This is a genomic window from Methylobacterium sp. AC690, assembly GCF_979256535.1.
Genome location: NZ_CEEDOX010000001.1, coordinates 414,318 through 439,082 on the forward strand (window position 1 = coordinate 414,318; position 24,765 = coordinate 439,082).

The 24,765-nt window shown below is 69.9% G+C and carries 29 protein-coding genes; 16 read left to right on the forward strand and 13 right to left on the reverse strand.

Annotation, left to right across the window (positions count from 1 at the left end):
* Positions 1-166 precede the first annotated feature (166 nt).
* The gene (locus tag AC0IY1_RS01990; protein ID WP_471767292.1) at positions 167-448 is read left to right on the forward strand and encodes an adenylosuccinate synthase; all 282 of its coding nucleotides are present in this window, start codon (positions 167-169) and stop codon (positions 446-448) included.
* 197 nt (positions 449-645) lie between these two features.
* Here the strand turns inward: AC0IY1_RS01990 and AC0IY1_RS01995 are convergent, their stop codons facing one another.
* Positions 646-912, reverse strand: a complete 267-nt coding sequence (locus AC0IY1_RS01995) for a hypothetical protein (protein ID WP_471767294.1) — start codon at positions 910-912, stop codon at positions 646-648.
* Positions 913-1,313: 401 nt separating this feature from the next.
* On the opposite strand from AC0IY1_RS01995, the gene AC0IY1_RS02000 reads away from it, so the two are divergent.
* The gene (locus tag AC0IY1_RS02000; RefSeq protein WP_471767296.1) at positions 1,314-1,571 is read left to right on the forward strand and encodes a hypothetical protein; all 258 of its coding nucleotides are present in this window, start codon (positions 1,314-1,316) and stop codon (positions 1,569-1,571) included.
* A 219-nt stretch (positions 1,572-1,790) separates the two neighbouring features.
* On the opposite strand, the gene AC0IY1_RS02005 is transcribed toward AC0IY1_RS02000, so the two are convergent.
* From AC0IY1_RS02005 to AC0IY1_RS02015, 3 genes are all read right to left on the reverse strand, one after another.
* The gene (locus AC0IY1_RS02005) at positions 1,791-2,108 is read right to left on the reverse strand and encodes a hypothetical protein (RefSeq protein WP_055948705.1); all 318 of its coding nucleotides are present in this window, start codon (positions 2,106-2,108) and stop codon (positions 1,791-1,793) included.
* 71 nt (positions 2,109-2,179) lie between these two features.
* Positions 2,180-2,401, reverse strand: a complete 222-nt coding sequence (locus tag AC0IY1_RS02010) for a hypothetical protein (RefSeq protein ID WP_055947070.1) — start codon at positions 2,399-2,401, stop codon at positions 2,180-2,182.
* 60 nt (positions 2,402-2,461) lie between these two features.
* Positions 2,462-2,668: a hypothetical protein gene (locus AC0IY1_RS02015; protein WP_103708240.1), complete on the reverse strand. Its 207-nt coding sequence runs from the start codon at positions 2,666-2,668 to the stop codon at positions 2,462-2,464.
* 500 nt (positions 2,669-3,168) lie between these two features.
* Between AC0IY1_RS02015 and AC0IY1_RS02020 the strand changes: the two genes are divergently transcribed.
* A complete protein-coding gene (locus AC0IY1_RS02020) occupies positions 3,169-3,348 on the forward strand; it encodes a hypothetical protein (protein ID WP_055947068.1) in 180 nt (59 codons plus the stop codon).
* A 25-nt stretch (positions 3,349-3,373) separates the two neighbouring features.
* On the opposite strand, the gene AC0IY1_RS02025 is transcribed toward AC0IY1_RS02020, so the two are convergent.
* On the reverse strand, positions 3,374-3,556 hold the full coding sequence (locus AC0IY1_RS02025) for a hypothetical protein (RefSeq protein WP_055947067.1): 183 nt from the start codon (positions 3,554-3,556) through the stop codon (positions 3,374-3,376).
* A 74-nt stretch (positions 3,557-3,630) separates the two neighbouring features.
* On the reverse strand, positions 3,631-4,392 hold the full coding sequence (locus AC0IY1_RS02030; protein ID WP_471767300.1) for a DUF3750 domain-containing protein: 762 nt from the start codon (positions 4,390-4,392) through the stop codon (positions 3,631-3,633).
* A 188-nt stretch (positions 4,393-4,580) separates the two neighbouring features.
* Between AC0IY1_RS02030 and AC0IY1_RS02035 the strand changes: the two genes are divergently transcribed.
* Entirely contained in the window at positions 4,581-6,083 is a 1,503-nt protein-coding gene (locus AC0IY1_RS02035; protein WP_055947064.1) for an NAD(P)/FAD-dependent oxidoreductase, read from the forward strand.
* A gap of 2 nt (positions 6,084-6,085) precedes the next feature.
* Complete coding sequence (locus AC0IY1_RS02040) at positions 6,086-8,047, forward strand: hypothetical protein (protein WP_471767303.1); 1,962 nt, start codon at positions 6,086-6,088, stop codon at positions 8,045-8,047.
* Positions 8,048-8,068: 21 nt separating this feature from the next.
* On the opposite strand, the gene AC0IY1_RS02045 is transcribed toward AC0IY1_RS02040, so the two are convergent.
* Positions 8,069-8,782, reverse strand: coding sequence for a YoaK family protein (locus tag AC0IY1_RS02045; RefSeq protein ID WP_471767305.1), 714 nt, complete (start codon positions 8,780-8,782; stop codon positions 8,069-8,071).
* Between the two features lie 318 nt (positions 8,783-9,100).
* Between AC0IY1_RS02045 and AC0IY1_RS02050 the strand changes: the two genes are divergently transcribed.
* The 3 genes from AC0IY1_RS02050 (at position 9,101) to AC0IY1_RS02060 (ending at position 10,775) form a co-directional block, all read left to right on the forward strand.
* Positions 9,101-9,352, forward strand: coding sequence for a hypothetical protein (locus AC0IY1_RS02050; RefSeq protein WP_471767308.1), 252 nt, complete (start codon positions 9,101-9,103; stop codon positions 9,350-9,352).
* An 86-nt stretch (positions 9,353-9,438) separates the two neighbouring features.
* Positions 9,439-9,747 (forward strand): hypothetical protein, encoded by a 309-nt coding sequence (locus AC0IY1_RS02055; RefSeq protein WP_471767310.1) that lies wholly within the window; start codon positions 9,439-9,441, stop codon positions 9,745-9,747.
* 458 nt (positions 9,748-10,205) lie between these two features.
* Positions 10,206-10,775 (forward strand): hypothetical protein, encoded by a 570-nt coding sequence (locus AC0IY1_RS02060; protein ID WP_055947059.1) that lies wholly within the window; start codon positions 10,206-10,208, stop codon positions 10,773-10,775.
* A 21-nt stretch (positions 10,776-10,796) separates the two neighbouring features.
* Here the strand turns inward: AC0IY1_RS02060 and AC0IY1_RS02065 are convergent, their stop codons facing one another.
* The 3 genes from AC0IY1_RS02065 to AC0IY1_RS02075 form a co-directional block, all read right to left on the reverse strand.
* A complete protein-coding gene (locus tag AC0IY1_RS02065; protein WP_103708236.1) occupies positions 10,797-11,588 on the reverse strand; it encodes a hypothetical protein in 792 nt (263 codons plus the stop codon).
* Entirely contained in the window at positions 11,585-11,800 is a 216-nt protein-coding gene (locus tag AC0IY1_RS02070) for a hypothetical protein (protein WP_082512793.1), read from the reverse strand. The genes AC0IY1_RS02065 and AC0IY1_RS02070 overlap by 4 nt, the downstream gene beginning before the upstream one ends.
* 366 nt (positions 11,801-12,166) lie before the next feature.
* Entirely contained in the window at positions 12,167-12,673 is a 507-nt protein-coding gene (locus AC0IY1_RS02075) for a hypothetical protein (protein ID WP_471767312.1), read from the reverse strand.
* 17 nt (positions 12,674-12,690) lie between these two features.
* On the opposite strand from AC0IY1_RS02075, the gene AC0IY1_RS02080 reads away from it, so the two are divergent.
* Together AC0IY1_RS02080 and AC0IY1_RS02085 are read left to right on the forward strand one after the other, a co-directional pair.
* Complete coding sequence (locus tag AC0IY1_RS02080; protein WP_471767314.1) at positions 12,691-13,269, forward strand: helix-turn-helix domain-containing protein; 579 nt, start codon at positions 12,691-12,693, stop codon at positions 13,267-13,269.
* Positions 13,270-13,318: 49 nt separating this feature from the next.
* Positions 13,319-14,632, forward strand: coding sequence for an MFS transporter (locus AC0IY1_RS02085; RefSeq protein ID WP_471767317.1), 1,314 nt, complete (start codon positions 13,319-13,321; stop codon positions 14,630-14,632).
* On the opposite strand, the gene AC0IY1_RS02090 is transcribed toward AC0IY1_RS02085, so the two are convergent.
* Positions 14,613-14,996: a hypothetical protein gene (locus AC0IY1_RS02090; protein ID WP_103708232.1), complete on the reverse strand. Its 384-nt coding sequence runs from the start codon at positions 14,994-14,996 to the stop codon at positions 14,613-14,615. The two genes, AC0IY1_RS02085 and AC0IY1_RS02090, sit on opposite strands and share 20 nt — an antisense overlap.
* 479 nt (positions 14,997-15,475) lie before the next feature.
* Between AC0IY1_RS02090 and AC0IY1_RS02095 the strand changes: the two genes are divergently transcribed.
* Positions 15,476-16,015, forward strand: coding sequence for a PilZ domain-containing protein (locus AC0IY1_RS02095; RefSeq protein ID WP_055947049.1), 540 nt, complete (start codon positions 15,476-15,478; stop codon positions 16,013-16,015).
* Positions 16,016-16,151: 136 nt separating this feature from the next.
* On the opposite strand, the gene AC0IY1_RS02100 is transcribed toward AC0IY1_RS02095, so the two are convergent.
* Positions 16,152-19,211, reverse strand: coding sequence for a polysaccharide deacetylase family protein (locus AC0IY1_RS02100; protein WP_471767320.1), 3,060 nt, complete (start codon positions 19,209-19,211; stop codon positions 16,152-16,154).
* Between the two features lie 649 nt (positions 19,212-19,860).
* On the opposite strand from AC0IY1_RS02100, the gene AC0IY1_RS02105 reads away from it, so the two are divergent.
* From AC0IY1_RS02105 to AC0IY1_RS02125, 5 genes are all read left to right on the forward strand, one after another.
* Positions 19,861-20,073, forward strand: coding sequence for a hypothetical protein (locus tag AC0IY1_RS02105; protein WP_244477166.1), 213 nt, complete (start codon positions 19,861-19,863; stop codon positions 20,071-20,073).
* An 18-nt stretch (positions 20,074-20,091) separates the two neighbouring features.
* Entirely contained in the window at positions 20,092-20,259 is a 168-nt protein-coding gene (locus tag AC0IY1_RS02110; RefSeq protein WP_181017219.1) for a hypothetical protein, read from the forward strand.
* Positions 20,260-20,656: 397 nt separating this feature from the next.
* A complete protein-coding gene (locus AC0IY1_RS02115) occupies positions 20,657-20,920 on the forward strand; it encodes a hypothetical protein (RefSeq protein WP_244477165.1) in 264 nt (87 codons plus the stop codon).
* Positions 20,921-21,006: 86 nt separating this feature from the next.
* Positions 21,007-21,822, forward strand: a complete 816-nt coding sequence (locus tag AC0IY1_RS02120) for a transglutaminase-like domain-containing protein (protein ID WP_055947045.1) — start codon at positions 21,007-21,009, stop codon at positions 21,820-21,822.
* A gap of 45 nt (positions 21,823-21,867) precedes the next feature.
* Positions 21,868-22,218: a hypothetical protein gene (locus AC0IY1_RS02125; protein WP_055947043.1), complete on the forward strand. Its 351-nt coding sequence runs from the start codon at positions 21,868-21,870 to the stop codon at positions 22,216-22,218.
* A gap of 119 nt (positions 22,219-22,337) precedes the next feature.
* Here the strand turns inward: AC0IY1_RS02125 and AC0IY1_RS02130 are convergent, their stop codons facing one another.
* The gene (locus AC0IY1_RS02130; protein ID WP_471767324.1) at positions 22,338-24,731 is read right to left on the reverse strand and encodes a transketolase; all 2,394 of its coding nucleotides are present in this window, start codon (positions 24,729-24,731) and stop codon (positions 22,338-22,340) included.
* Positions 24,732-24,765: the final 34 nt, after the last annotated feature.

Sequence of the window (24,765 nt, forward strand, 5' to 3'; positions counted from 1 at the left end):
TGCGGCCCGGTGCCGATACGGGTGCTCGGCGTGGACCGCCTCCCATGCCAGAGGGTCCGAAGGGCGCAGGCCCCCGATCGATGACTCGGGTGATGGAGAGGCTGGGACGCGGCGGGACCCGCTCGGGCCAGCCCCATCGCGGACGAGACGAGACGAGGATCCCATCATGGCATTCAAGGCGAAATCGGCAGCCGAGACCAAGGCCGCGGATCTGGCATCCGCCCTCATCCGCATCGCCGATCGCGAGGGCGCGCCCTTGAGCATCGGCGTCGACCAGCTTCGTCAGGGCAATCCGCGCCTGACGCCGCTGGCGATCGGTCAGACGTTCCGAAAGCACCGGGACGCTCTCGACGCCGCCCTGCGCGAGCGCGGCTACGTCCTCGTCGACTACGCCGACCAGGGTCCCAGTCGCGGCATGGCGTTCGACATCGCCATCGACGATGGGTGAGCTTGGCCAACGACGATGGGGGAGCTTGGCGTCAAAGCCTTGCCCGCGGACAAGAAGAACCCGCCGCGGCGTGAGCCGAGCGGGTCGCTCGTTCTAGTCTTGCCAGGAGCAGACCTGTCAAGAGCAGATCTGCCAAGAGCAGATCTTGCCAAGATCATGTCTTGCGGAAGACGGCTCCCGCTGAAGACCGTCCGGTGTCAGCGGCCACCGGCACTGCTGTTGGGAACGGCCTGCTCGGGCTTGCCGGCATTTCCGCCCGCGGCCGAGTCCGTGGTCGCCGTCTCGGCCCCGGTCGCACCCCGTGAGACGGACACGCTGGAGTCGTTGCCGGTGGTGTTCGGCTGGCCCTGAACCACGGCGCCGCGCGGTTGACCGGGGGCGGCCCCGGGGGCCGTGGCGGGCTGGGCCAGGGCGGACAAGCTGAAGAGGGAGGCGCCGAGAGCGAGGGCGGCAGTTCTGATCATGGGAGGTCCTGGTTGCGAGGTCACCAGGGCAACAGTCCGCCCGCTCCGTCGTTCCCATCGAGACCCGCCCAGGAAAACCTGGCGAGGAAAACCCGCAAAGGAAAACCCGCCGCGGCCGGAGCCGGGCGGGCGCGATGAGGCCCAACGGTTGATCGGGCGTCGACCTCAACGCAGGAACACGACACGAAGAGCAGGCGATTCGCAGCAACAATCCGGCAACAGAGCGCGAAAAACGCCTCGGAGTTTTCGCAAGGCCGCGGAAGGCCTTCGACGCCTCGCGTCAGCGGCTGTCGGCACAGGAGAGGACGTGCATCGCGCCGGCGGCATGACCAGTGCGGACGCGCCTTCGGGCGACTGGCCGTTCGGATCGGCCTCCGCAGAAAAGACCTTCGCGGTCGCCCATGAAGATCTTCTCACGTTTACATCGGCCCTTCGAGACGAGACCCGAAGAGCCGTCGGAAGACAGCCCTGTGCTGGGCATCGCAAATCCTGCCGATAAGACCGGTCGCTGGATCGCGATCGGCGTTGTCGCGTTTGTCGAAGCACAGCCCGCCACTCCTGCGCCGCGCGGACGCCCTGTCCGGTCGGTCGATCCGGCCAAAACCCGTTGCACGGGACGATTCGTGGCGGTGTCGCAAAAAACACCCGCCACGGCGTGAACCGCGCGGGTGTCAAGGCTGCGGCCCCCGGATCTCGGGAGGCCTGAGGTAGACGAACGGCGGAGCCGGATTCATCCGGCGGTTGTGCGAACGCCGCAGGCCGGATGGTGGCTCTCCCAGTAGACCGGCTGCCCCGGTGCCTTCCTCACGACCTCTCCGATCGCCGGCAGCCGGGGGTTGGCGTCAGGGGCATCGCCCCCGGACCGGCGGCTTGCCCCGCTACTGATTGCCGATCGACGGACCGCCCGCTGCGCCACCGGTCCCGGGCGGTCCGCTGGTCGGCGTGCCGCCGATGTTCAGGCCCGGGCTGCTTCCGGGAATAGAATTCGGGCTCGGATTGCCCACGACGTTCGGCGCGGGGCGCCCCCCGGCGTCGCTGGCCCGCGGCGCGGCGCCCGGCGCCATGGACGGGGTGGTCACCCCGGTGTTTCCCGCGCCACCGGTGGGTGCGAGCGACTCCGCTCGGGCGGCGCCCGCCAGGGGCGAGGCCGACAGGGCGAGCGCCAGGGCGGCGCGGGTGAGAAAGGTGCGGGTCATCGGTCCGTCCATGTCATCGGTACTCACCATGGGGCTACAAGCGATCGGCGACCTCCGGTCGCCCCGGAGGTTCAGCCCACCAGCCAATGGGCGGCGAGCATCACGATCGAACCGGCCACCGCAAAGCCGAGCAGGGTCACGCTGCTGACCTGATCCACCTGGTCGACGGTGTTTCCGACACGGTGTTCGCGGTTCATCGACGTGCTGTCCAGCCCGGTCCGATTGGCGTCGGCCTTGCGGACATCGTTCGTGGTCTGCAGCGGGGTGGCATCGAGATGGGTCAGGGTGGTCATCGTAAAAATCCTGTCAGGGGAGAGCGATCACGTCGGGAACGCGGTCTGGGGTGGGGTGGCTCAGGAGAACGAGCCGAAGCCTTCGAAGTCCGAGGTCGGCGAAACGCCGGCACCGGGCGGCCTGGGCGGTGGGCCGGTCACATCCCCGCCCCGCTCGTCGTGAAGTCGCTCGAGCCGCTGGGTGCCGAGGGCGGCACTGGAGCCCGGACCCGCCTCGATCGACGGCCCCGGCAGGGCACAATGGTCCGGCGTGATATGGTTGCGCATTCGGGGAACCCGTTGGTATGCCACGGCTGTCTGGATGTGAGCAGAGAATGCCTCGCAGCCACGGGCGTTCCTTGCCGATGCCAAGCAAGGAGTCGCAGGGTTCGGCCCGTTCCCGGGTCTTGAACTCGGCCCGTCCTTGCCCCGTATGGCTCGAACCGGCCGCATGGCGCAGGGACGGGACCGGATCGCCGTCGGTGCACGCCTGCCCAGGCGCGAACGTCGTTCGCGAGAGCGACCGAGCCCGGAGCGACCAGCGGCGCCGCCATGGATCCGGTTCCGGCGACGCACGTTGATCGGGATGCCTCGCATCCTCGCCGCCGTCGCCGTACTGGGACTGATCGGGACGGTGTCCCATGGCCACCACGGCCATCCGCGACACCCGAAACCGACCGCGCCCTCGGCCATCATCTCCCCCTAGGGACGGCGCTTTCCCGTAGACGGCCATCATGGTGCCACGAACCCGGCCGAAGCAGCCTGAACGCCACGTCAGGGATGAAACCATGCACTCCGCTACCGGCCGCCTCTGGACGGTTCTGAAGGCCACGCTGGGGATTGGTTTGTTGGCGGCGCTATCGTTGTACTCGGCCAGCGTGGTCGACCAGCGGGGGCTGAACCCCTTCGCCGCCGCCCTGGCGGAGCCGGTGACGACCGGAACGGTCAAGGCGAGCCGCATGCACTAGCGCGGATCACCCGTCCCAGCCCGGCCTACAGGTTCTCCCCGGCATCCGGACTGGCGACGAGTTGCTCGGCCTCGACGGTGGTGTAGCCCTCCAGCCAGTCTGCGCTCTCCTGCGATCCGGCCGGATAGGGATTGGCGGAGACCGGTAGCCCATCGGTCCGCGCGGTACTGCCCTCCAGCCAGATCTTGTTCGAAGCCACGACGGTCATGAGCGCACCTCCTGCTGCCAGGAAACGGTCGATCGGGCGGATGGTTCGATGCAGGACGGTGGGGGCCGAGCCCGTCACCACCCCACGCGCCCGAGGGCGGGGAGCTTGAGAGCCGGACGCCGCAGATCGAGGCCCGCCACGGCACCGAGCAGGTTCACCTCGAGGCCTTCGACCCAACCCACCGTCAACCCGACATAGCCGCCGAGGTTAAGCCGCAGGCCGGTTCGCGATGGGGTCAGGCCGATCCAGCGGCCATCGTAGGGAAAGTCCTTGCCGATCGCGGTGGCCGGCAGGCTCGCCGCCATCTCCGGCACCGCGCTCATCACGGCGGCCACGAAGGTGTTCGAGTTCGGGCCCGGCCACACCGTGTAATCCCCTGGCTGCGCGTAGCGGTAGGTTCGGATCGTCTCCCGGATACGCGGGATCATGGCTTCCGCGGCCGCACCGTCGGCCGCCACGATGGTGTCGGGCACGCTCCCGAACCAGCGCCCGTCGGGCACGAAGCGGTCGATCCAGATGGGCTGGCCCCAGGCCGTGTAGTCGAAGCGCTGGTAGGCGGACGCCCCCGCATCCTTGACCACGATCCAGCTATGGGTGGCGATGATGCCGCGCCAGCTCACCGTCCGGGCCGAGAAGATCCGGACGATCGCCCCCGGGTGGGTCGCGGCCGGCGGCAGGAGGCCGGTGCTGGACCGGTCGGCGGAGCGCCAGTCCCCGCGGGTCTGGCTGGCGTAGAGGGCGGCGGAGATCGCGATGGGCGCGAGGTAGAGGAGGACGAAGGCGAGGGCGGCGATCTTGAGCAAGGCGGTTCCGAGCGGCGGGAGGACCCACCGCATATGGGGCGCCGGGTCGACGGGCGGGAGGGCCGCCGCACGCTGCGGGACGGCGACGGCGCGTCGGATCCCGAGGGCCCTGGGCCGGCGGGCGGGACGCCTCGGCCACCGGCGCGGACAGGGCTTCCTTAACCACTCCCGCGCTACCTCGGGGGTGTTTCGTCCTTCGGTTAACTTGACGGTCCTGCCCGATGAGCCACCACTCGGAAACGCTCGTGATCGGGGCGGGACCCGCCGGCCTGACCGCCGCGTATCTGCTGTCGAAGGCCGGGCGCTCGGTGACGGTCCTGGAGAAGGATCCGGCCCAGGTCGGCGGCATCAGCCGCACGGTCGCGCATAACGGCTACCTGTTCGACATCGGCGGCCACCGCTTCTTCTCGAAGTCGAAGGCCGTGGTCGAGCTCTGGGACGAGCTCCTGCCGGACGATTTCATCGAGCGGCCGCGCCTGTCGCGGATCTTCTACAAGGGCAAGTACTACGCCTATCCGCTCAAGGCCTTCGAGGCCCTGCGCAACCTCGGCATCCTCGAGAGTACGGCCTGCGTCGCCTCCTACCTCTACGCGCGCGCCCGTCCCATCGCGGAGCCCAAGAGCTTCCACGACTGGGTCCGCAACCGCTTCGGCGAGCGCCTGTTCTCGATCTTCTTCAAGACCTACACGGAGAAGGTCTGGGGCATGTCCTGCGACGCCATCTCGGCGGACTGGGCGGCCCAGCGCATCAACGGGCTCGATCTCGGGGCCGCGATCCGCGACGCGCTGGTTCGCTCCCTCGGCCTGCGCAAGGCGCCGCGCGCCGGCGAGCCCGTGATCAAGACGCTGATCGAGTCCTTCCGCTATCCCCGCAAGGGGCCGGGCATGATGTGGGAGGCGGCCGCCGCGAAGGTGGTGGCCCAGGGCGGAACGCTGCGCCTCGACCGGGGCGTGGACGGCCTGCATTACGAGGCCCGGACCGGCCTCTGGACCGTGACGGCCAAGGCCGCCGACGGCACGCGCGAGACCTTCACGGCGCGCAACGTCATCTCCTCCGCGCCGCTGCGCGAGCTCGTCGGATCGCTGTCGCCGGCGCCGATCAGCACCTTCCAGGCCCGCGCCCTGCAGTACCGCGACTTCCTCACCGTGGCGCTGATCGCGCGCTCGGACCGGAATTTCCCCGACAACTGGATCTACATCCACGATCCCTCCGTGCAGGTCGGGCGCGTGCAGAACTTCCGCTCGTGGTCGCCCGAGATGGTGCCCGACGCGGCGCATACCTGCCTCGGCCTGGAGTATTTCTGCTTCGAGGGCGACGGACTCTGGGCGCAGTCCGATGCCGACCTGATCGCCCTCGCCAAGCGCGAGATCGGACAGATCGGGCTGATCCGCTCCGAGGACGTGGTCGACGCCTGCGTCGTGCGCCAGCCCAAGGCCTATCCGGTCTACGACGAGGACTACAAGGCACACGTCGCCACCATCCGGCGGGACCTCGAACACGCCTATCCGAGCCTGCACCTCGTCGGGCGCAACGGCATGCACAAGTACAACAACCAGGACCACGCGATGATGACCGCGATGCTCACGGTGGAGAACATCCTCGCCGGAGAGCGCCGCTACGATCCGTGGTGCGTGAACGAGGATGCGGAATACACCGAGGCGGGCGTCTCGGGCGCACAGGACGCCCTGACGAGCGAGCGCATGGTGCCGCGCCGGGCGGCCTGACGATGCGCGCGACGGCCGGGACCTCCGACGGCCCGGTGGCCGTCCCGGAATCCGTCGCCGTGACCGGCGCGGTTCCGCGCTGGGCGTCGGTCCTGCGCCGCGCGGCCTGGCCGGTGCTCGGGATGGCGGGTCTCACCCTCCTGCTGCATCCCTACGAGGGGATCGACGGCGATGCCCGCATCTACGTGGGGCGGGCCCTGGCGGACCTCGATCCGGACGGGGTCGGACGCGACCTCATGTTCACCCATGACGGGCAGTCGCGCTTCAGCCTGTTCCCCGTCGTTCTGCGGGCGCTGGTGGGGACGCTCGGCCCCGGACCGGCCGCCCTGGCCGTCAGCCTCGTCGGGCTGATCGCCTGGTTCTGCGCCGCGGCGGCCCTCGCGGCGGCCCTGGGCGCCGGCCGGCGGCGCTGGGTCGTCCTCGCGGCGATGGCGGTCCTGCCCGCCTCTTACGGTTATCCGGGCATCTTCCGCATCGGCGAGGCGCTGGCGACGCCCCGGACCCTCGCGGAGGCGGCGGTCCTCGCCGGCCTCGCGGCGAGCCTGTCCGGCCGCCGCGCATGGGCCCTGGCCTTCATGGTCGTGGGAAGCCTCGTCCACCCGATCATGGGCCTGGCCGGCCTGGCGGTGCTCGTCCTCGCCCTGGTGGCGGAGAACCGGCGCTGGCTGCTGGTCCTGCTTCCCGGCCTCCTCGCGATCCTGGGGGCCGCCCACCTCGGCGTGCCGCTGTTCGCGCGCCTGCTGCAGCCCGTCGATCCCGCCTTCCTCGAGATCCTGCGCCAGCGCTGCGCCGACCTCTTCCCCACGCTCTGGCCGAGCCAGGCCTGGGGCCCGCCCCTCGTCCAGGCCGCCACGATCCTCGTCGCCGCGACCCGCGTTCCGATCCCGGCGCGCAGGCTCCTCCTGGCCGGGCTCCTGGCGGGCGTCGGCGGGGTGGCGGCCACCGCGGTGTTCGAGGAGCAATGGTCGTCGCTCCTGGTGATCCAGGTCCAGCCCTGGCGCTTCCTCTGGGTGACCTCCGTCCTCGGGGCCGCCGCCCTGGGCCTGTGCGCCACCCTCCTCCCGCGCGGGACGCCGGGCGACCGGATCACCCTCGCCCTCCTGGGGCTCGCCTGGGTGTTCGCCACGGACCTCCGCATCGCGGCGGCCGCCGGCCTCCTCGCCGTCGGCGTCCACGCGGCGCTCCGCCGGGATCGGCTGGCGCCGTCGCGCGGCCTGATGCGCGCGACGCTGGGCCTGGTCGGCCTCCTCGTCGCCGGCCGCCTCGTCCTCGAGGCGCTCGCCCTCGGCTGGCTCGCCGCGAACCGGCCCGAGGGCGCCCATCTGGGCCTCAGCCTGATCCGCAGCTTCCCGATCGTGCCGTCGCTCGCCTTCGGGGCCGGCCTCGCGTGGCTCGCCGCCGAGCGGTCCCGGATCGCCAGGCCGGTCCTGGCCGTGGCGCTGATCCTCGCGCTCCTGGGTCTGTGGGACGAGCGCTCGCGCGCGTTCCGGCGGATCGAGGACCGCACCCTGCTGCCCGGCCTCGTCGAGGCCATCGCACGCCGTCCGGGCGCGGTGCTCTGGCTGGACGGGCGGGCCGAGACCTGGCTGGCGCTGGGTCGGCCGAGCTGGATCACCAACCTGCAGGGGGCCAGCATCGTCTTCTCGCGCCCCCTGGCGATGCTGTGGTCCGAGCGGATCGACCGGCTGATCGCCCTCGGCCTCGCCACCGAGGCCCAGCGCAGGCCGTTTGCCCCCCCGGTCCCCCCGCGGGCCGACGACCTGCCCGCCGGTGCGGTCGCGACGCTCTGCGCGGCTCCGGACGGGCCCGCCTGGATCGTGGTGCCCCTGCGGGAGGGCCAGGCGCCACCGGACGGGGCGCGCGTCTTTCCGCTCGCAGACCCCTACGTGAGACCGATGGCGACGGTCGAGGGCATGACCTGGCAGCGCCTGACCGCCTACGGGCTGCTCACCTGCGGCCCCTGAGGGCCGGTTCCGCGACGCGCCTCAATCCCCGCGGAGGAACGCGAGCACCGTGAGCACCGCGATCGGGATGACGAGGCATCCGAACGAGAGTGCGGCGATGCCGAAGGCCCCCGCGAGGGCACCGACGGCGAAGGCCAGCACCGCGGGCAGCATCCGGCGCATCCGGTCCCGCGCCGCCCCGTCCGGCGGCACCGCGCCCCGCGCCCAGTCGACGAGATCGATCACCGCCTGGGTGACGTTGACCGTCATCACCGTCGTGGCGGCGAGATGCGCGAGGCCGAGGCGCCCGATGGCGTTCTGGACCCCCATCGCCGCGACGCCCAGCATCCCGACCGTCACCGCCGCGACGCCGTCGGGAGAGCCGAGGGGGGACAGGGCGAGGCCGGCGACGCAGAAGGTGGCCAGCAGGGCGATCTCGAGGGCCAGCAGCCAGCGCAGGGGTGCCAGCCCGCGGCGCTCCAGGGCCAGGGCGAGCAGCCGGGTGGCCGCGACCGCTCCCACGAAGGCCGGCAGGGCCAGGAGCTTGGCCACGACGCCGGTCGAGGTCGAGACGAGTTCGGCTCCCAGCAGCACGAAGTTGCCGGTGACGTGGGCGGTGAACAGGCCGGTCAGGGCGATGAAGGCGGCCGCGTCGACGAAGCCGGCCACGAACGCGAGACCGGTTCCGGCGGCGAGGTCCGTGTCGATGCGGCGGCGGCCTGACCCGTGCGCGCGGGAAGAAGAGATCGGTGCCATCCGGTGCGTCTGCTGAGGATCCAGGGTCGAGGGATGTCGAATCGGCCGATCCCCCATGCGCCGCCCGGTTCTCGCCGAACCCGCGGCGAAACGGAAGCATCGGCGTGCATGACCGGGCCGTGATCCGGCGTGCGCAATCTTTGGTCCGAGACCCTGAAGCCGAGATCTTCGACCCGGGATCATCCCTGAACCGGACGCGCGTGTTCCAAGTCGACAAGAAACCTGCCAAGTCGAAAAAGAACCTGCCACGTCGACGAGAAACCTTGCGAACACCGTCCGAGCGCCTGAACCGTCGGCGGGGCCGTTCGTTGTGTCGGCATGACCCATGACGCAACCGACCCCTCCACCGCCGAGTCCCAGATCGCGGACGCGCGCCACCGCGAACTCGCGACCGAGCATCTCCTGTTCGGAACGATCCGGTTCCTGGCCCAGGAGCACCCGGGCCTGCTCAAGAGCCTGGAGGCCAGCGTCGACCACCTCTGGGACAAGGCCGACGACGACACCCGGGACGACGAAGCCGTGCGCGAGGTCGCACGCCGCTTCCTCAAAGGCCTGAGGGCCGAGCGCTGATCCTCCGGACGGGCGGCCCCATCCCGAACTTCCGTGCCGCGCGTCCGTTCTCCTCGAGACAGGAGGTCTCCATGGCGAATGCTCCGATGACATCGACATCCATCCGACGCACCGCGCTCTCCGCCACCCTCGTTCTGGGCGCCCTCGTCTCGGGCACCCTCGTCCTGGGTCTCGGCGGCCATGCGCTGGCACGGGGCGGCAGCGGCGGCGGCGGCGATGGCCTGTCGCCCTACGCCGCCCTGAGCGGCAACGACCGCTCGGCCGGCGTGAACAACGGCAACTACCGCGATCCCGCCCTCGATCCGTATCTGGGCGCCTACGAGGGCCGCTACGATCGGGCGGTGCGCGAGCGCTACCGCCCGAGCCGGCAGCCCTATTACGGCACTCCGTACTGAGACCGCACGTCCGGTCGACCGGTGCCGAGGCAGCGGTCCTGGGGGGCGCCCGACGAAGTTCGTTCCGGGCAACCCGGATCCGAGGAACCTCGTCCGGACGCTTCGACCAGATGAGGCGCGGCAGTCCCCGGATTCTCCCGCTCCGTCCCCGGTTCGACCGAACCGGAGACGCGTCGGCAGGCACTCGTCCGCTTTGACTGCGAGGCTCTGATCGCTCGCGCCCGCCCTCGCCTCCCCGGGCGGGCGACAGTCACAGTCCGACGCCACATCCGCGAGCCTCATCGGACGGTTCCGCTTGGGCGGCACGGCATGCCCCGGCGGGGATCGAAGCGCCGGAGCCCCGCCCGCACGCGCCGCGCAGGCGCCCCCCATTCAGTCCACGGCAGGCGCAACCGATCCCGGGCCGGGAACTTGCGTTCTCGCTGCGACGGCCGAGTCCCGGCCACAGGAGGACCCCCATGGATACCAGCCCCTTGTCCCCCGCTGCCTTCGACGCCCCCGCCATCCTCCTGTCGGGGACGGTCGACCAGGACATGTATCGGGATTTTCGCCGCCAGCTCGACGCGGTCGGCGACCGGAACCTCGTGGTGGTCGAGCTGACGACGCTCGGCGGCGATCCCGAGGTCGCCCGGATGATGGGCGAGGACATCCGCTTCAAGACCGGCCTCCAGACGGATCGCCGGTTCGTCTTCCTCGGCAAGGCCGCGATCTACTCGGCCGGGACCACCTTCATGAGCTTCTTCGCCCGGTCGAACCGTTATCTCACCCGGGGCACGCGGCTGATGATCCACGAGCGCAAGCTCGACAAGCACGTGGTGCTGAACGGACCGCTCACGACCTGCATCGCCAGCGTGAAGGCGGCGCTGCACGAGATCGAGTGCTCGATCGAGATCCAGAACGAAGGCTTCGCGAACCTCATCCGGGGCTCGCAGGTGACCCTGGACACGGTGCTGCAGCGGGCGCCCGAGAACTGGTACATCGAGGCGGGCGAGGCGCAGGAACTCGGCCTGATCGAGGGAATCCTCTGAGCGCGCGGGCCGCCCGGCCCGTCAGCCCGTCCCGTCGACCGGCAGGGGCTCCCAGGCGGCCTCCTCCGCGCGATCCTCCGGGAAAGCGGTGCGCAGGAGCGCGACCTGCCGGCTCAGCGCCCGCTCGCCGGCCTCGCGGCCACATTTCTCCACGTGGACCACGCGGTTGACGACCTGGAGGTTCGGAGAGCCCCAGAAGCCCAGCAGCGTCGGCCAGGGATCGTCCCGATGTTCCCGCCAGACGCGGTAGAGGGGCACGCGATGGTCGACCTCGGCGGTCTTGAACAACCGCTTGCCCGAGGCCGCACAGCGGTGGCGCTGATGCGCTTTCAGAACCTTCACCTGGTCGCTGGGCGCCACCCAGAGCTTCCAGGCGGCGACACAGGCCGCGTGCCAGCGCGCGTTCTTGTTCGGGACGCCCGCACCCCAGAGATCCCGATGCCAGCCGAAGCGGTAGACCGGCTGCCCGCAGATGCAGCAATGGCCCTTGCCGCGCGCATGGGCCGGCTCCCGGAAGGGCGAGGGCGGCATCCGGAAGCTGGCGGCGAGGCCGGATCCCTTCTCGGTGCCGAGACGCCAGGTCCAGCCCTCGGGATGGCCCGAGCGCGTCGCGAGGGCCCGCGCCAGCCGGTCGGCACGCAGGAGATGGGCGCGCCAGTAGCTCTCCACCGCGAGGCGCGGCGTCGGCGGAATCAGCGGGCGCGACAGGGCGTGCCGCAGGACGGGGGCCGGGAAGATGCCGGGCAGGGCACGGTCGAGGCGCGCGCGGGCGGCGACGTTCCGCTCGGTCCGCCACTCAGAAGCGGCGCTCACGCCTGGACGAGGCTGTCGTCGGTGGCCGCGGGCGTGGCGACCGGGGCCGGACGTCCCGCGACCGCATCCGCGAGGCGGTTCAGGCGTCGGCCAAGATCAATGACCTCGTTCAAGGCAATCGATTTCTCTCCATTCTTGACGGCACGGGTAATATCGCTGAGTTGCAGCTTGGAAATACGAAGCAACTCGGCGGCAAGCTGGTCTCTGGTCATCGTGCGGATCGCGGAGTTTGGTGAGCGGCGGGGTGCGTGAGATTTAGGGCGTAACGGTTACCGAGGCGTTGCCGTGCGCGGGCGACCGCCCCGGGGAAGGTATAGGCCCGGTCGCCGATCCAGGCGCGTCCGATGGCGTGTGTGTTGTGCGCCGGGGCTGCGTCCACGGCCATCGACGACGGCCTGTCTTGATCCGCCCGCATCAAAACAGAGTCGGAACGCTTTATTGTCGAGGGGTCTGAGGCGCCAAAGCCAACACGCCTCTGGTGCCGGGTCGGCACCGCGCTGAATTCGGATGTCGCGGCCTCATACTTACCGCTTGCGTCGGTCACGAAACCGTGAGTTGTCTCACGCGTTCGGAACACCCTATCCCGGGGTGTTGGAACTGGTCGATTGGGATTTGTCCGATGGGCCCTCTGATCGATCGGGTGGGTTCAGCCAGACGTGTCGCTTCCGTCGTTCGCCTTTTCCACCCAGGAGGTCGGCCCGGAGTTCGCGTTCGAGGCGTATCGTGACCTCTATGCCGGCGGCGCCGATGTCGCACGGATCGGACCGGACTTCTACGCCCAGGTGCAGGCCTACCGGCTGGATCGGATGATCCTGTTCAAACGCCGTCTGAACGGGCTTCAGCACAGCCGATCCCCGCAGCGGGTGCGACAGGACGGGTTCGACCATATCACGCTTCACCTGCTCCTCGAGGGCGAGCTGCTGGCCGGCCCGCCCGGGCACGAGCGCCGCGTCCGACCGGGGGAGATCCTGGTCTGCGACAACACCCTGCCGCACCTGAGCCGGGCGCACCGCGTGCGGCAGATCTCGACGCCGGTGGCGCGCGAGCTGATCGAGCCCCTGGTCCCCGACCTGCGCACATTCCACGGCGCGATCCTTCCGGAGTGCGTGGGCGGCCTCGTGGCCGATTTCATCGTGTCCCTGACCCGTCGCTCGGAGACCCTCGACAGCGCGGTGGTCTCGCGGTCGAGCGCCGTGCTCGGCATGTCCTGGCCGCCGCGCTTCGCGGCCATGCCGCCCCCACCGAAGCCATCGTCTGGGCCGCGGTCCACGATGGGCCCGACGACACCGGCCGCCGCCGCCGCGAGGCCGAGGCCCACGTGGAGCGGCACCTCGCGAACCGCGCCCTCAGCGCCGAGACCATCGCGGCGGAACTCGGGATTTCGCGGAGCCTCCTCTACCGGGCCTTCCTGCGGGACGGCGGGGTCGCCCGCTTCGTGCAGCAGCGCCGCCTGGAACGGGCGCGCGACGCCCTCCGGCGCCAGGGCGAAACGCGCTCGATCGCCACCCTCGCCTACGCCTACGGCTTTGCCAGCGAGCAGCATTTCAACCGGGCCTTCCGCACGGCTTTCGGCCGCCCGCCCGGGCAGTTCCGGACCTCCATCCAGCAGCTGCGCAGCGACGTGCATGCCCGGGGCGATCGGTCCTGGCCCCTGGCGGCCTGGCACAGCGAACTCTACTGATGCCCCGCGCGTCCGGCGTGCGGCGGCCCCCTCGCGCGTCGCGGACCGTATGAGCGAGACCTCCGGAAGGCTCCCGCGCACGGCTCCGGCCCGCACGGTCCTGGGGTTCGGCCCCCTGGCCCTGCTCATCCTCGCGCAGCTCTCGGCGGCCAGCGACCGCTTCCTGATCACCCTCGTGACGACTCCGGTCAAGCAGGCGCTCGGCCTCAGCGACGCCCAGCTCGGCCTGCTCCACGGCTCGGCCTTCGTCATCCTGTACGCGCTGACCATGCCGCTCTTCGGCAGCCTCGCGGATCGGGGGCATCACCGGCAGATCCTGCTGGCCAGCATCGGCCTCTGGACCCTGGCGACCCTCGGGTTCGGTCTGGCCGGCTCCTTCACGGTGCTGTTCCTCAGCCGGCTCGCCCTCGGACTGGGGCAGGCCGGACTCGTGCCGGCCTCGCTCTCGCTCATCGCCCACGGCTCCGTGCAGGGCCGCATGGCCCGGAACGTGTCGCTGTTCACGGCGGGCGGCAGCCTCGGACAGAGCTTCGCCCTGCTCGCCGGCGGCACGATCCTGGCCTGGCTCGTCCTGCGGGGCGGCCTGGCGTGTCCCGGCCTCGGCCCGCTGCCGCCCTGGCGTGCCCTGTTCCTCCTCGCCTGCCTGCCCAACCTCGCGCTGATCCTCGGCGCGGTCGCGGTCCGGCTGCCACGGGCCCCGCCCGCCGCCCGGGCGGGGCTGAAGCCCGCCTGGACGTGGATCCTGCGCCGGCGGCGGATCTACCTGCCCCATTTCGCGGCCGCGGCCTGCGCCGTCCTGATGGGTCGGACCCTGGCCGCCTGGGGGCCGACCCTCTACGTGCGAAACCACGGCATGAGCCCCGCGGAGAGCGGCATGGTTCTGGGCGGGCTGCTGCTGATCGGCGGTCCGCTCGGCCATCTGTCCGCGGGCCTGTTGCTGGACCGCGTGGCGCGGGCGCGCCGGCGCGCCGCCGCCTCGCGCCTGCTCGGCTTCGGCCTGATGGCGGCCCTGCCGCCCGCGATCGTGATGGCGGTGGCCTCCGACCGGACCCTCTCGCTCGCCGCCTTCACCCTCCTCACGGCCGTGATCGGATTCACCGCGCCGCCCGCGGTGGCGGGGGTGCAGTTCCTGACGCCGGTCAGCCTGCGCGGGCGGGTCAGCGCCCTCTTCGTCGCCGCCGTGACCCTGACGGCCTCGGGCACCGGGCCGCCCCTCCTGGGGCTCCTGGCCGACACCGTCTTCGGCGCCGAGCATCTCGGCCGGGCCCTGATGGTGCTGTACGGCCTCGTGGGCGTGCCCGGGATTCTCCTGGCCTTTCGGGCGGCCCGGATGGGCCGTCCGCTCACCGGCGCAGGGCGCTGAACCAGGACGAGACCGGATCGAGGACGTCGCTGGCGATGGAGGCGGCCCAGGCGCGCGCCCGCTCGGTCAGCGCGGGCCGCCGGGCCGGCTCGCCCGCGCGCGCCTCGCGCGACCGGGCCTCCACCGCCGTCATCGTCGCGGCCACGAAGGCATCCTCCTGGGCCTGGCAGGTATCGAGGGCGTTGCGCTGGGAAGCGGCGCGGCTCTGCATCCGCGGCTGCTGGGCGAACGCATCCCGCACGCAGGCGTGCCAGGCCTGCTCGAGGGCGGCGAGCCCGTCCTCGGGCCGGCCCGTCACCTGCGCCGTCGCCGCCTGCGGCACGAGGCTGATCAGCAGGAGGGCGGAGCGCAGGGTCATCGACATGGGCGGAGTATGGCCGCCCGGCTCGTCGCGGCCTAGAACAAAAGCGCAACACCGGGAGAGCCGCGATTGGCCGGCGGCCGGATTTCGCCGCCGCAATCCGTCTGGCCGATCGCGGCTTCTCCGTGGGTCGTCGATACCCGTCGTGACTGCGTAACGCGGTCTCCGGTTCGTACCTGTCCAGCCGAATGATCCGAGTTCGCGACGCATGTGGCAGGTTTGGATGATGCGGAGATTGATGCGACCGAGCCGAAGGCGCTCACCTCCCCTATCAAGATCATCCGAACCCACAGTATCACGCCTGATTGCTGAATTATTCGGATCCAGAACTGCAATCTATGCGCAACAATTGGATTTACATTGATACGGATTGTTAGATTTAGCGCGGCGATAACAGGAAGCGAAATATTTTTCGGTTAGAATTTTGGAAACCTATCGAATTTAAATCGAGAGAGTGCCAACGAATTCGGCAGTGGGTTTGTATGATGCTAGACAGACGAAGAGTTTATCGGCAGTCCTGCTCGCTCGACGGACGGATCTTCGTTCCAAAAGTCAGCAGCGCGATCGGTTGCGCCATCACGGACATCTCATCGCTCGGTGCTTTCCTGAAGCCCAACACGGGCCGGGCTGTCCCGGCGCATTTCGATCTGACGATCGGCGGGAGCAATCTGCCGCGCGCCTGCAGGATCGCCCGGCAGGAGGCCGATGGGTTCGGTGTCGAGTTTCTGGATCCCGTCCGGCAGGAGATCGAGGAGATCCTCGAAGAATACGCCTTCAAGGAAGAGCTGGTCTTCGAGGCGCTGAATGCCACGCTCGACAACGAGATCACGCAGACTCAGGTTCGCGTTCGGCAGACCGCCGCCGCCCTGCTGGGCTTGATCGAACGACGGAACGCGATCACGTGGCGATCGGGTGAGGTCATCGAACACCGGGCCTCGGGCGCCGGCGCATCGATCGACGGGCCGCCCGGTGCTTCGGGGCGCGCGATCCCCTCCGACCGGACCGAGCTCTTCCTGGCCTGACCGTGTCGAGCGGGGCCGGCCGTTTCGGTCGTTGAACGGCGCGGCGGCTCTCCGGCGGCGGCGCCCCCCGCGCGCGGCATCGCCCGCGGTGCCGAGCGAAGCCCGTTCGCGAAGCCTCCGGGGCGGCCGCGCCCGATCAAACCACGATCGCGAAATCCTGGTACTGGAGCAGCGGGTTGTTGGAGAAGGTGGCGACCTGGATGGCGGCGGCACTGCCGATGCCGTCCGCGTCCCAGCTCAGCGTGTGCGACCCCGAGTTGAAGACAAACTCCGCGTGCGCCTTGGTGGCGAGACCGCTGGCGCTCGTCTCGAACCAGTCGCTCGCGAGCGTGCCGACCGCGAGGCCGTAGTCGGAGGCGTGCACCTGGAGCTTGTCGCCCTGCGCCCGCGAGAAGTCGCGCACGAGGTCGATGCCCTGCCCGGCCTTGTTGAAGAGGAAGGCGTCGGCGCCGAGCCCGCCCGTCAGGATATCGTTGCCGGCCTTGCCCTCCAGGAGATCGGCGCCGTCGCCGCCGGCGAGCGTGTTCGCCGCGCCGTTGCCGGTGAGGACGTTCGCCAGGGCATTGCCCGTTCCGTTGACGGCATTCGTCCCCGTCAGGACGAGTTTCTCGAGATTGGCCGCCAGCGTGTAGGTCACCGCGCTTTGAACGGTGTCGATCCCGGCATTCACGGCCTCGAAGATCCTGTCGCCGGTGTTGTCGACGATGTAGGTGTCGTTGCCGCTGAGGCCCTGCAGCGTGTCCGCTCCGCCCCCGCCATTGATCGTATCCGCGCCGTCCGTTCCGAAGATCCAGTCGCTCACCGTCGTTCCGACCGGCGCCGACGCCAGGACGACGGAGACGGTGTGCTGGCCCAACCCGTTCAGGGTCAGGTCCAGGCTGTTGCCGGAGAGGCTCGCGCCATCCGCCCCGGTGACCTGCACCATCTGCCCGGCATGGGATTTCAGCTGGATGAGGTCGTGGCCCTCACCGACGACCGCGTAGCTGAGGTTGCTGCCGTCGCCGGTCACGCTGAGGAGGTCGGACCGGTCCGCGAGGGCGGTCAGGTGGGTGACGTCGTCCGGGGTCCCGTCGAGGGCGATCTTGAAGGTCCCGCCGGCCTTCGGCACGAAGACGCTGTTGCTGTCGTAGGCGTACCAGCCGGCGACGTTCTTGATCGTGTGGCCGGCGCCGACGTCGAGGGCGAACTTGCCGAGATCGCCGGCCGCGGTGGTCGCCGACGCGGTGAGGACGTTCGACGCCGCATCGAAGCTGTAGCTGACGTCGGACTTCTCCAGGGTCGCGGTGCGCTGCGCCAGATCGTTCAGGGTCACGAACTCCGAGCCCGCCTGCGCAGCCCGTGCGATGAAGTCCGTGAACATCTGCTGGGTGTAGCCGGCATCCGTCGTATCGGTCAGCCAATCCGTCGGACCGTAATCGTGCCAGGGCCAGACCACGACCGGCAGGTCGGAATGCGCCGTCAGCGTCGCCCACTCCTTGGCCCATGCCGCGGAGGCCTGCGCGGCGGTGAGGTGCTGATAGCCCACGAGGGTGAAGTCGAAGGAGGTATTGGGCGCGATGTAGACCGATTTCAGATCGGTGGCCGTCGGGCTGAGATAGCCGATCGCCCCGGGATACCCGGCCCCGATCAGGGAGGCGCCGCCGGAGATGTAGGGATAGTACTGCGCGATCTGCCGCGCGGTCGCGAGATTTTCTCCCGCCCCGGGAACGGCGGCGCCGATATTGGTCAGTCCGAGCTGCTGCTCGATGATCGCGCGGGATTGCTGGAACTCGGTCTGGAATTGGGCCGCGGTGAGGACGTTGGTATCCTCGGGATGGGTGAGGGAATGCGAGCCGATCTCGTTCCCCATCGCCAGCATCGGGTTGTAATACGTCTTCGAGTAGGTCCAGTCCGTAGTCTCGCCCGCGGCCGGATTGTTGCCGACGTCGATGTAGTAGGAACCGACGAAGTTGTAGGCCTGCTTCCACTGCGTCAGGATCGGCAGGAGCTTGTCGTAGATGCCCGCTCCGGAGGCCGGTCGGACGTCGTCGGTGTACATGGCCTGATCCATGTCCACGCGGGCGGCCACGATCGCCTTGTTCCGGCTCATGTGGAGGCTGACATCCGGCCCCGTCGCCGGCGCCATGGTCCAATCCAGGGCGTGGCCCAGCATGTTGTTGTCGGCCAGCATGCCGTCCGTGGCGAAGTGGACGTTCTTGCCCCCGGTCTGCGTCGCCATCACGGCGATGTTGGACTGCCCGTTGACGATCTGATTGGCGAGCGTCGTTCCGAGCCCGTCCGTACTGGTGAAGTACGAGGTGCTGATGTTCGTGTACTGGTGGATCGACTCGCCGGCCGCGTACCCCGCCATGACCGGATTGGTCGTGGCCGCCGCCTTGACCTCGACATTCGCGCCGTTGACCCCGTCGACGCGGCTGACATCCAGGAGCGCCTTCATGCGCGCGTAGGAATCGCCGGGGAGCGGAGCGTTCTTCTCGTCGTTCGTCATGAAGTCGCCGGCGGTGATGATGCCGACGTGGTAGTTCTTCTCGAGGCTCGTCAGGGTGTCGGTGATCGCGGCGGCCTTCGCGGCGGCGACGTTGCGGAACGAGGGAAAGATCAGCGTGTCGTAGTTCGACAGCTTCGCCAGATCGGTGAGATCCGATTCCGACAGGAGGTCGTAGGGCACGCCCGCGGCGGCGGCTTGGTTCTGCGCCGCCATGTAGAGCTGCGAATACGCCATCGGGCTGAAGTAGTTCGCCGCCGTCGATTCCGAGTAGACGATGCCGACCTTGTGCCCCGTATAGGTCCGGGCCGGCAGCGTGCTCGCATCCGAGACCGTGTAGGGGCCGGCCCCGTAATCGCCCGGCAGGAAGACGCTGTTGTTGACGTCGGCCAGGACGTTGAGGCTCTTCGGGGTTCCGATCTGCGCCGCCGAGACGCTGACCTCCAGGACCGTGTGATCGGCATTGTAGGCGAAGGTCAGCGGCGTCGCCGAGACGAGCGTCTGCCCGTCGCCCCCGCGATAGAGGTACGGCTTGCCGTCGGCGGCGATATTGATGTTGTAGTCGTAGCCGCCGTAAAGGCCCCAGATGCTGTAGCCGGTGGTGGCGTTCTTGTCCGTGTTCAGCCAGAGCGTCGTGTACGTCCCGATCGACGTCCCCGTCGGCGCCTGGAGGGCGAAGGTCAGGACACCGCCCGACAGGTCGCCATACAAACCGTATCCGGCCGTTGTCGTGCCTGCGGGATTAAGCCGAGCCGACGATGTCCAATCGTTCAGGTTGCCATCAACCGTAGGCATGACAAAGAGTCCCCTCGCAAGAGTAGAAGGTCGGTCTGGCGCCGAGAGGGTAAATCCCTCAGGCTTTTACGCTCCGGACAGAGCGGCTCAAGGATTTGATGACGTCATCCCGCAGCAATCGTGACGACGGCGACAACTGTCAGACTGTTAACGAAACCCTGATGTCACGAACCATACTCTGTGGATCGGATAAAGTAATTCCGCCAAGGGGATTACCTCCAGGGGCCAGGTCGGATACCTGACAATGGCTACGCCCGGCTCGGTTCCGGGTGGTCTCGGGCCGCGCCGGTGCCGCTCCGGGCGGAAGGGTCCGGAGAGGTCCCGGCCGTCGTCGGCACGGGGCCGACATGGTCCGTGGCAGGGCCTTCATCCACGGCGCGCGCCCCCTTTCCGAAGGCGAATCCTGACACCGGGTCCCGGAGCACGGCGCCAGGCGGCCGGCGGGGCGTTCGACGGCCAGCCAGGGAGCGGGATGGCGCGCGAAAGCCCCGAACGCGTTCCGGAGCCTCTGGCGTCGGCGCGCGTTATGGTGAAGATCCCGTCACATCAGCGAGCTCCGATGCCCATGAACCGATTGGCCGAGACCGAGGCGGTTCTCACCCGCACGGATCAGGTGTGGCGCTCCGAGATGACGCGTCTCTACGGCTCGGACGGCGTTCTCCGCTTCGGCTACCGCCCCGAGGCGCAAGGTGCCGCCGACACACCCATGCGGCGGGCCTACGAGGCGCGCCGGCACGCCATCGCGCTGTGGCGGCACGAGCGCCGGGTGGACATCTAGCCCACCGGGCCGCTCCGGGTGATCGCCGTCCTGGGTCTCTGGGCCGCCTATTGGGCCGCGCTGTTCGCCCAGGTCGCCCATCTGCGATCCCTGGAGGACGGCGTGGGCGCCCTCGCCTTCTCCTGGGTCTCCCGCACCCTGCTGGCCATCGGCACCGCACTCTTTCTGCTGGCCAAGACCGGCTAATCGCTGGCCGAGACCGGAGAAGGCTTGGCCAAACCCGGATCGCTTTCGGCCCGGACCGGGGCGGGCCCCGTGTCTCGGGTCGGCGCCTCGGAACCTTGCCTTGCGGGCCGGGAACCCGAGACCCGGACCACGCCGCCCCGCGCTCGGAGACGCATCGGTTTCCCGATGCAGCCCTGCGGGCGGATCAGACTTTCCGGGGATCGAAAGGGTCGCTCCGTCCCGCCTCGACAAGTACAGAATCCAAGCGCGCAAGATCGGAGGGACGACACGTCGTTGCGGTGGATCGCGATTTTCGAACCGCGACGGCCCGAACTCTGCTAAGACCTGTCATTCGGCTCATGTGATGGGGACCCGTCCGGGTTCCTGCGGTGACTTCGTCCATCGAGAAAGACACCGCATGCCCTACGAGAAACCGATGATGGAATTCTCGGACCTGACCGGACAGGCGACCCAGGACGGCATCACGGTCACGGTGAACGTCTACCGATTCGCCGGCTCCCAGGATCCCTGGATCCTGGAGGTCATCGATCCGGCGGGATGGTCGACCCTCTGGGACACCACCTTCGCCTGCGACGAGGACGCCCTCGACGCGTTCACGGAGGCCGTCGAGGCGGGCGGCGGCATGCGCGCGTTCCTGGAGCCGCCGCCGACCCTGCACTGAGGCGGCCCCCGCCCCCGGCCCTCGAAAACATCCCCTCTCGGCCCGGCGGCCCCATCCCGCGCGCGACGACAATTCCGGAGAGCCCCATGCGCATCCTCGTCGGCTGCGAGATGACCTACACCTTCCCCCAGCCCACCCCGGTCATCGCGACCCTCAACGTCCATGCCTCGCGGGTCTCGGACCTGGAGCGCCCGGACCACCTCGTCACGCACCCCGCGGTGCCGCTGGAGGGCTATCGCGACAGCTTCGGCAACTGGTGCCAGCGGATGACGGCCCCGGCCGGCACGTTCACGCTGAAGACCGAGACGATCGTGCGCGACGCGGGCCGCGGGGACCATCCGCACCCGACGGCGGCGGAGACGCCCATCGCAACGCTCCCGACCGACAGCCTCCTGTTCCTCCTGGGCAGCCGCTACTGCGAGACCGACCGCCTCTCGCAGATCGCCTGGGACCTGTTCGGCCACCTGCCGCCCGGCTGGAGCCGCGTCCAGGCGATCTGCGACTACGTCCACGACCGGATCACCTTCGGCTACGAGCATGCCCGCGCCACCCGGACCGCCTTCGAGGTGTTCGAGGAGCAGCGCGGCGTCTGTCGCGACTACGCGCACCTCGCCATCGCCTTCTGCCGCTGCCTCAACATTCCGACGCGCTACTGCAACGGCTACGTCAGCGACATCGGCCTGCCGCTCCCGCACGCGCCGGGCGACTTCGCGGCCTGGATGGAGGTTTTCCTCGATGGCCGCTGGCACACCTTCGATCCGCGCAACAACGCGTCGCGGATCGGCCGCATCCTGATCGCCTACGGCCGGGATGCGGCCGACGTGCCGCTCACGCTGACTTTCGGGCCCAACACCCTGACCCGATTCGTGGTGACGACCGAGGAAGCCCCGGCCGTCGCCTGACCGGCGCTGCCAAGCGCCCCTGCCTCCAACCGAAAGCCGACTCCTATGACTTCCACCGCCATGCTCGCCGAGAACGTCTCCATCGCGGATCTCGCGGGCCGGAACGCCGACCGCCTCGAATACCTGAGGGGCGTCTACCGCAACATGGTCCCCGACCAGGCCCGCAATCCGAGCCTGCGGGTTCGGATCAGCCGTCTCGGATCGGGCGTTCAGCCGGCCTACCGGATCGAGCGCGACGATACCGACGGCCAGACCGTCGTGATGGGGTTCTACCAGGGCGACAAGCACAAGCCGCTCCCCAAGCGGCTGCACGATTGCGACGGGCCGAGCTGGAGCAGCGAGACCATGAGCTACGTCGAGCTGCGCGCCCTGCACAACGGCGCGATCGGGGTCTGATCCGGCCTCCCCTGCGGGTCTGATCCGGCCTCCCCTGCGGGTCGGATCGGCGATCCGGGCTCCGTGGGCGACACATCCCGGGACGCGGTCCCGCGGATCGGTCTCGCGGCCGCGCTGAGTCAGGCAAGGCGCAGGTGGCGGATCCCCCGGCCGGGGGCGATCGCCTGGGCCGCCGTGGCGATGCCGCGCGCGTCGATGCCGAAGTGACGGTAGAGGTCGGCGATCGTGCCGGTCTGACCGAACTGCGCGACACCCAGCGCGCGGGTGCGATGCCCGTGCACCGATCCGAGCCAGCCGAGGGTGGCCGGATGGCCGTCGAGGACGGTGACGAGGCCGCACTGGGCGGGCACGTCGGCGAGCAGGCGCTCGACATGGCTCGACGCCTCCGGACGGCCCTGCTCGCGCAGGCCCTGCGCCGCGGTCCAGCCGGCCTGCAGCCGATCCGCCGAGGTGACCGCGAGGAGGCCGACGTCGCGCCGGTCCTCGGCCATCAGCCCGATGGCGGCGATCGCCTCGGGGGCGACGGCCCCCTGGTAGGCGACCACCACCTCGGCGTTCGGACCGGGCCGGCGCAGCCAGTAGGCGCCCGCGACCATGTCGGCGGCCAGCGCCGGGCCGATCGCCCGCACCGGCTGCTCCAGGCTGCGGGTCGAGAGCCGGAAATAGGCCGAGCCGCCCGCCGCATCGGCCAGGCAGGTCACCGGGTCCGGTTCGGACGGGCCGCTGCCCTGCAGGTGCGCGAAGGCGAAGCGCAGCAGCACCGCGAGCTCGTCGACGAAGGCCGGCTCGAAGGCGGCGAGCCCGTCCTGGCCCAGGCCGATCAGCGGCGTCTTGATCGACTGGTGCGCCCCGCCCTCCGGCGCCAGGGTGACGCCCGCCGGCGTCGCCACCAGGAGGAAGCGCGCATCCTGGTAGCAGGCGTAGTTCAGGGCATCGAGGCCGCGCTCGATGAAGGGATCGTAGAGCGTGCCCACCGGCAGCAGGCGCTCGCCGAAGATCGCATGCGACAGGCCGAGGGCCGCGAGCGCGGTGAAGAGGTTCGACTCGGCGATGCCGAGCTCGAGGTGCTGGCCGGAGGGCGCGAAGGTCCAGTTGAAGGTCGAGGGAATCCGCTCCTTGCGGAAGACGTCGGCCATCGCCTCCTTGGCGAAGAGGCCGCGCCGGTTCACCCAGGCGCCGAGGTTGGTGGAGACGGTGACGTCGGGCGAGGTGGTGACGATGCGATCGGCGAAGGCCGAATCGGACTTGGCGATCTCGTGCATCAGCAGCCCGAACCCGGCCTGCGTCGAGAGCGTGGCCTGGGTCGGGGCCGTGAAGCGCTCGGGGACCGGGATCGCCGGCGCCGTGTAGCGGCGGCGCCCGCGCTGCACGAAGGGCACTGCGGCGAGGAAGCGGCGCATCGCGTCGGGGGCGACCTCGAGCCCCTCGAAGGGCTCCCACTCGTGACCCGGCCGGATCGCCATCTCGGCCCGGAAGGCCTCGACCTGGGTCGGCGTCAGCAGGCCCGCATGGTTGTCCTTGTGGCCGGCGAGCGGCAGGCCGTGGCCCTTGATCGTGTAGGCGATGAAGCAGACCGGGCGGTCGTGGGCGCGGGCCGCCTCGAAGGCCTCCAGCAGCATCGGCAGGTCGTGGCCGCCGAGATTGCCCATCAGGGCGGCGAGCTCCGCATCGGAGCGCCGGTCGATCAGGGCGGAGACGTCGCCCTGGTCGCCGAGTTCCTCCGTCAGGCGCCGGCGCCAGGCCGCGCCGCCCTGGAAGGCCAGCGCCGAGTAGGTCTGGTTCGGGCAGGCCTCGATCCAGGCCTTGAGGCGCGCCCCGCCCGGTTCCGCGAAGGCGGCGCGCTGGAGCGTGCCGTGCCGCAGCACGACCACGTCCCAGCCGAAGTTGCGGAACATCGCCTCGAACTTCGCCCACAGCCCCTCGCGCACCACCGCGTCGAGGCTCTGGCGGTTGTAGTCGACGATCCACCAGGTGTTGCGCAGGCCGTGCTTCCAGCCCTCCAGCAGGGCCTCGAAGATGTTGCCCTCGTCCATCTCGGCGTCGCCGATGAGCGCCACCATCTTGCCCTCGGGCCGGTCGCCGCCCCAGCCCTTCGCCCGCACGTAGTCCTGGGTCAGCGACGCGAACAGCGTCTGCGCCACGCCGAGCCCGACCGAGCCCGTGGAGAAATCGACGTCGTCGGTGTCCTTGGTCCGCGAGGGATAGGACTGGGCGCCGCCGAAGGCGCGGAAGGCCGCCAGCTTCTCGCGGGTCTGGTGACCGAACAGGTATTGCAGCGCGTGGAAGATCGGGCTCGCATGGGGCTTCACCGCGACCCGGTCCTCGGGGCGCAGCACCGCGCCGTAGAGCGCCGTCATGATCGCGCAGAGGGAGGCCGACGAGGCCTGGTGCCCGCCCACCTTCAGCCCGTCGGCCGACGGGCGCAGGTGGTTGGCGTTGTGGATGGTCCAGGTCGAGAGCCAGAGGCTCTTCCGGGCCAGGGCGGCGAGGTAGGGCAGTCGCGGATCGCTCATGACATGATCCTAGCCGCGCCGGACCAGCAAAACT

Bases quoted from the DNA above. Each gene is read 5' to 3' on its own strand.
- AC0IY1_RS01990 (WP_471767292.1), top strand. From the start codon at position 167: ATGGCATTCAAGGCGAAATCGGCAGCCGAGACCAAGGCCGCGGATCTG.
- AC0IY1_RS01995 (WP_471767294.1), bottom strand. From the start codon at position 912: ATGATCAGAACTGCCGCCCTCGCTCTCGGCGCCTCCCTCTTCAGCTTG.
- AC0IY1_RS02000 (WP_471767296.1), top strand. From the start codon at position 1,314: ATGAAGATCTTCTCACGTTTACATCGGCCCTTCGAGACGAGACCCGAA.
- AC0IY1_RS02005 (WP_055948705.1), bottom strand. From the start codon at position 2,108: ATGACCCGCACCTTTCTCACCCGCGCCGCCCTGGCGCTCGCCCTGTCG.
- AC0IY1_RS02010 (WP_055947070.1), bottom strand. From the start codon at position 2,401: ATGACCACCCTGACCCATCTCGATGCCACCCCGCTGCAGACCACGAAC.
- AC0IY1_RS02015 (WP_103708240.1), bottom strand. From the start codon at position 2,668: ATGCGCAACCATATCACGCCGGACCATTGTGCCCTGCCGGGGCCGTCG.
- AC0IY1_RS02020 (WP_055947068.1), top strand. From the start codon at position 3,169: ATGCACTCCGCTACCGGCCGCCTCTGGACGGTTCTGAAGGCCACGCTG.
- AC0IY1_RS02025 (WP_055947067.1), bottom strand. From the start codon at position 3,556: ATGACCGTCGTGGCTTCGAACAAGATCTGGCTGGAGGGCAGTACCGCG.
- AC0IY1_RS02030 (WP_471767300.1), bottom strand. From the start codon at position 4,392: ATGCGGTGGGTCCTCCCGCCGCTCGGAACCGCCTTGCTCAAGATCGCC.
- AC0IY1_RS02035 (WP_055947064.1), top strand. From the start codon at position 4,581: ATGAGCCACCACTCGGAAACGCTCGTGATCGGGGCGGGACCCGCCGGC.
- AC0IY1_RS02040 (WP_471767303.1), top strand. From the start codon at position 6,086: ATGCGCGCGACGGCCGGGACCTCCGACGGCCCGGTGGCCGTCCCGGAA.
- AC0IY1_RS02045 (WP_471767305.1), bottom strand. From the start codon at position 8,782: ATGGCACCGATCTCTTCTTCCCGCGCGCACGGGTCAGGCCGCCGCCGC.
- AC0IY1_RS02050 (WP_471767308.1), top strand. From the start codon at position 9,101: ATGACCCATGACGCAACCGACCCCTCCACCGCCGAGTCCCAGATCGCG.
- AC0IY1_RS02055 (WP_471767310.1), top strand. From the start codon at position 9,439: ATGACATCGACATCCATCCGACGCACCGCGCTCTCCGCCACCCTCGTT.
- AC0IY1_RS02060 (WP_055947059.1), top strand. From the start codon at position 10,206: ATGGATACCAGCCCCTTGTCCCCCGCTGCCTTCGACGCCCCCGCCATC.
- AC0IY1_RS02070 (WP_082512793.1), bottom strand. From the start codon at position 11,800: ATGACCAGAGACCAGCTTGCCGCCGAGTTGCTTCGTATTTCCAAGCTG.
- AC0IY1_RS02085 (WP_471767317.1), top strand. From the start codon at position 13,319: ATGAGCGAGACCTCCGGAAGGCTCCCGCGCACGGCTCCGGCCCGCACG.
- AC0IY1_RS02090 (WP_103708232.1), bottom strand. From the start codon at position 14,996: ATGTCGATGACCCTGCGCTCCGCCCTCCTGCTGATCAGCCTCGTGCCG.
- AC0IY1_RS02095 (WP_055947049.1), top strand. From the start codon at position 15,476: ATGATGCTAGACAGACGAAGAGTTTATCGGCAGTCCTGCTCGCTCGAC.
- AC0IY1_RS02105 (WP_244477166.1), top strand. From the start codon at position 19,861: ATGAACCGATTGGCCGAGACCGAGGCGGTTCTCACCCGCACGGATCAG.
- AC0IY1_RS02115 (WP_244477165.1), top strand. From the start codon at position 20,657: ATGCCCTACGAGAAACCGATGATGGAATTCTCGGACCTGACCGGACAG.
- AC0IY1_RS02120 (WP_055947045.1), top strand. From the start codon at position 21,007: ATGCGCATCCTCGTCGGCTGCGAGATGACCTACACCTTCCCCCAGCCC.
- AC0IY1_RS02125 (WP_055947043.1), top strand. From the start codon at position 21,868: ATGACTTCCACCGCCATGCTCGCCGAGAACGTCTCCATCGCGGATCTC.
- AC0IY1_RS02130 (WP_471767324.1), bottom strand. From the start codon at position 24,731: ATGAGCGATCCGCGACTGCCCTACCTCGCCGCCCTGGCCCGGAAGAGC.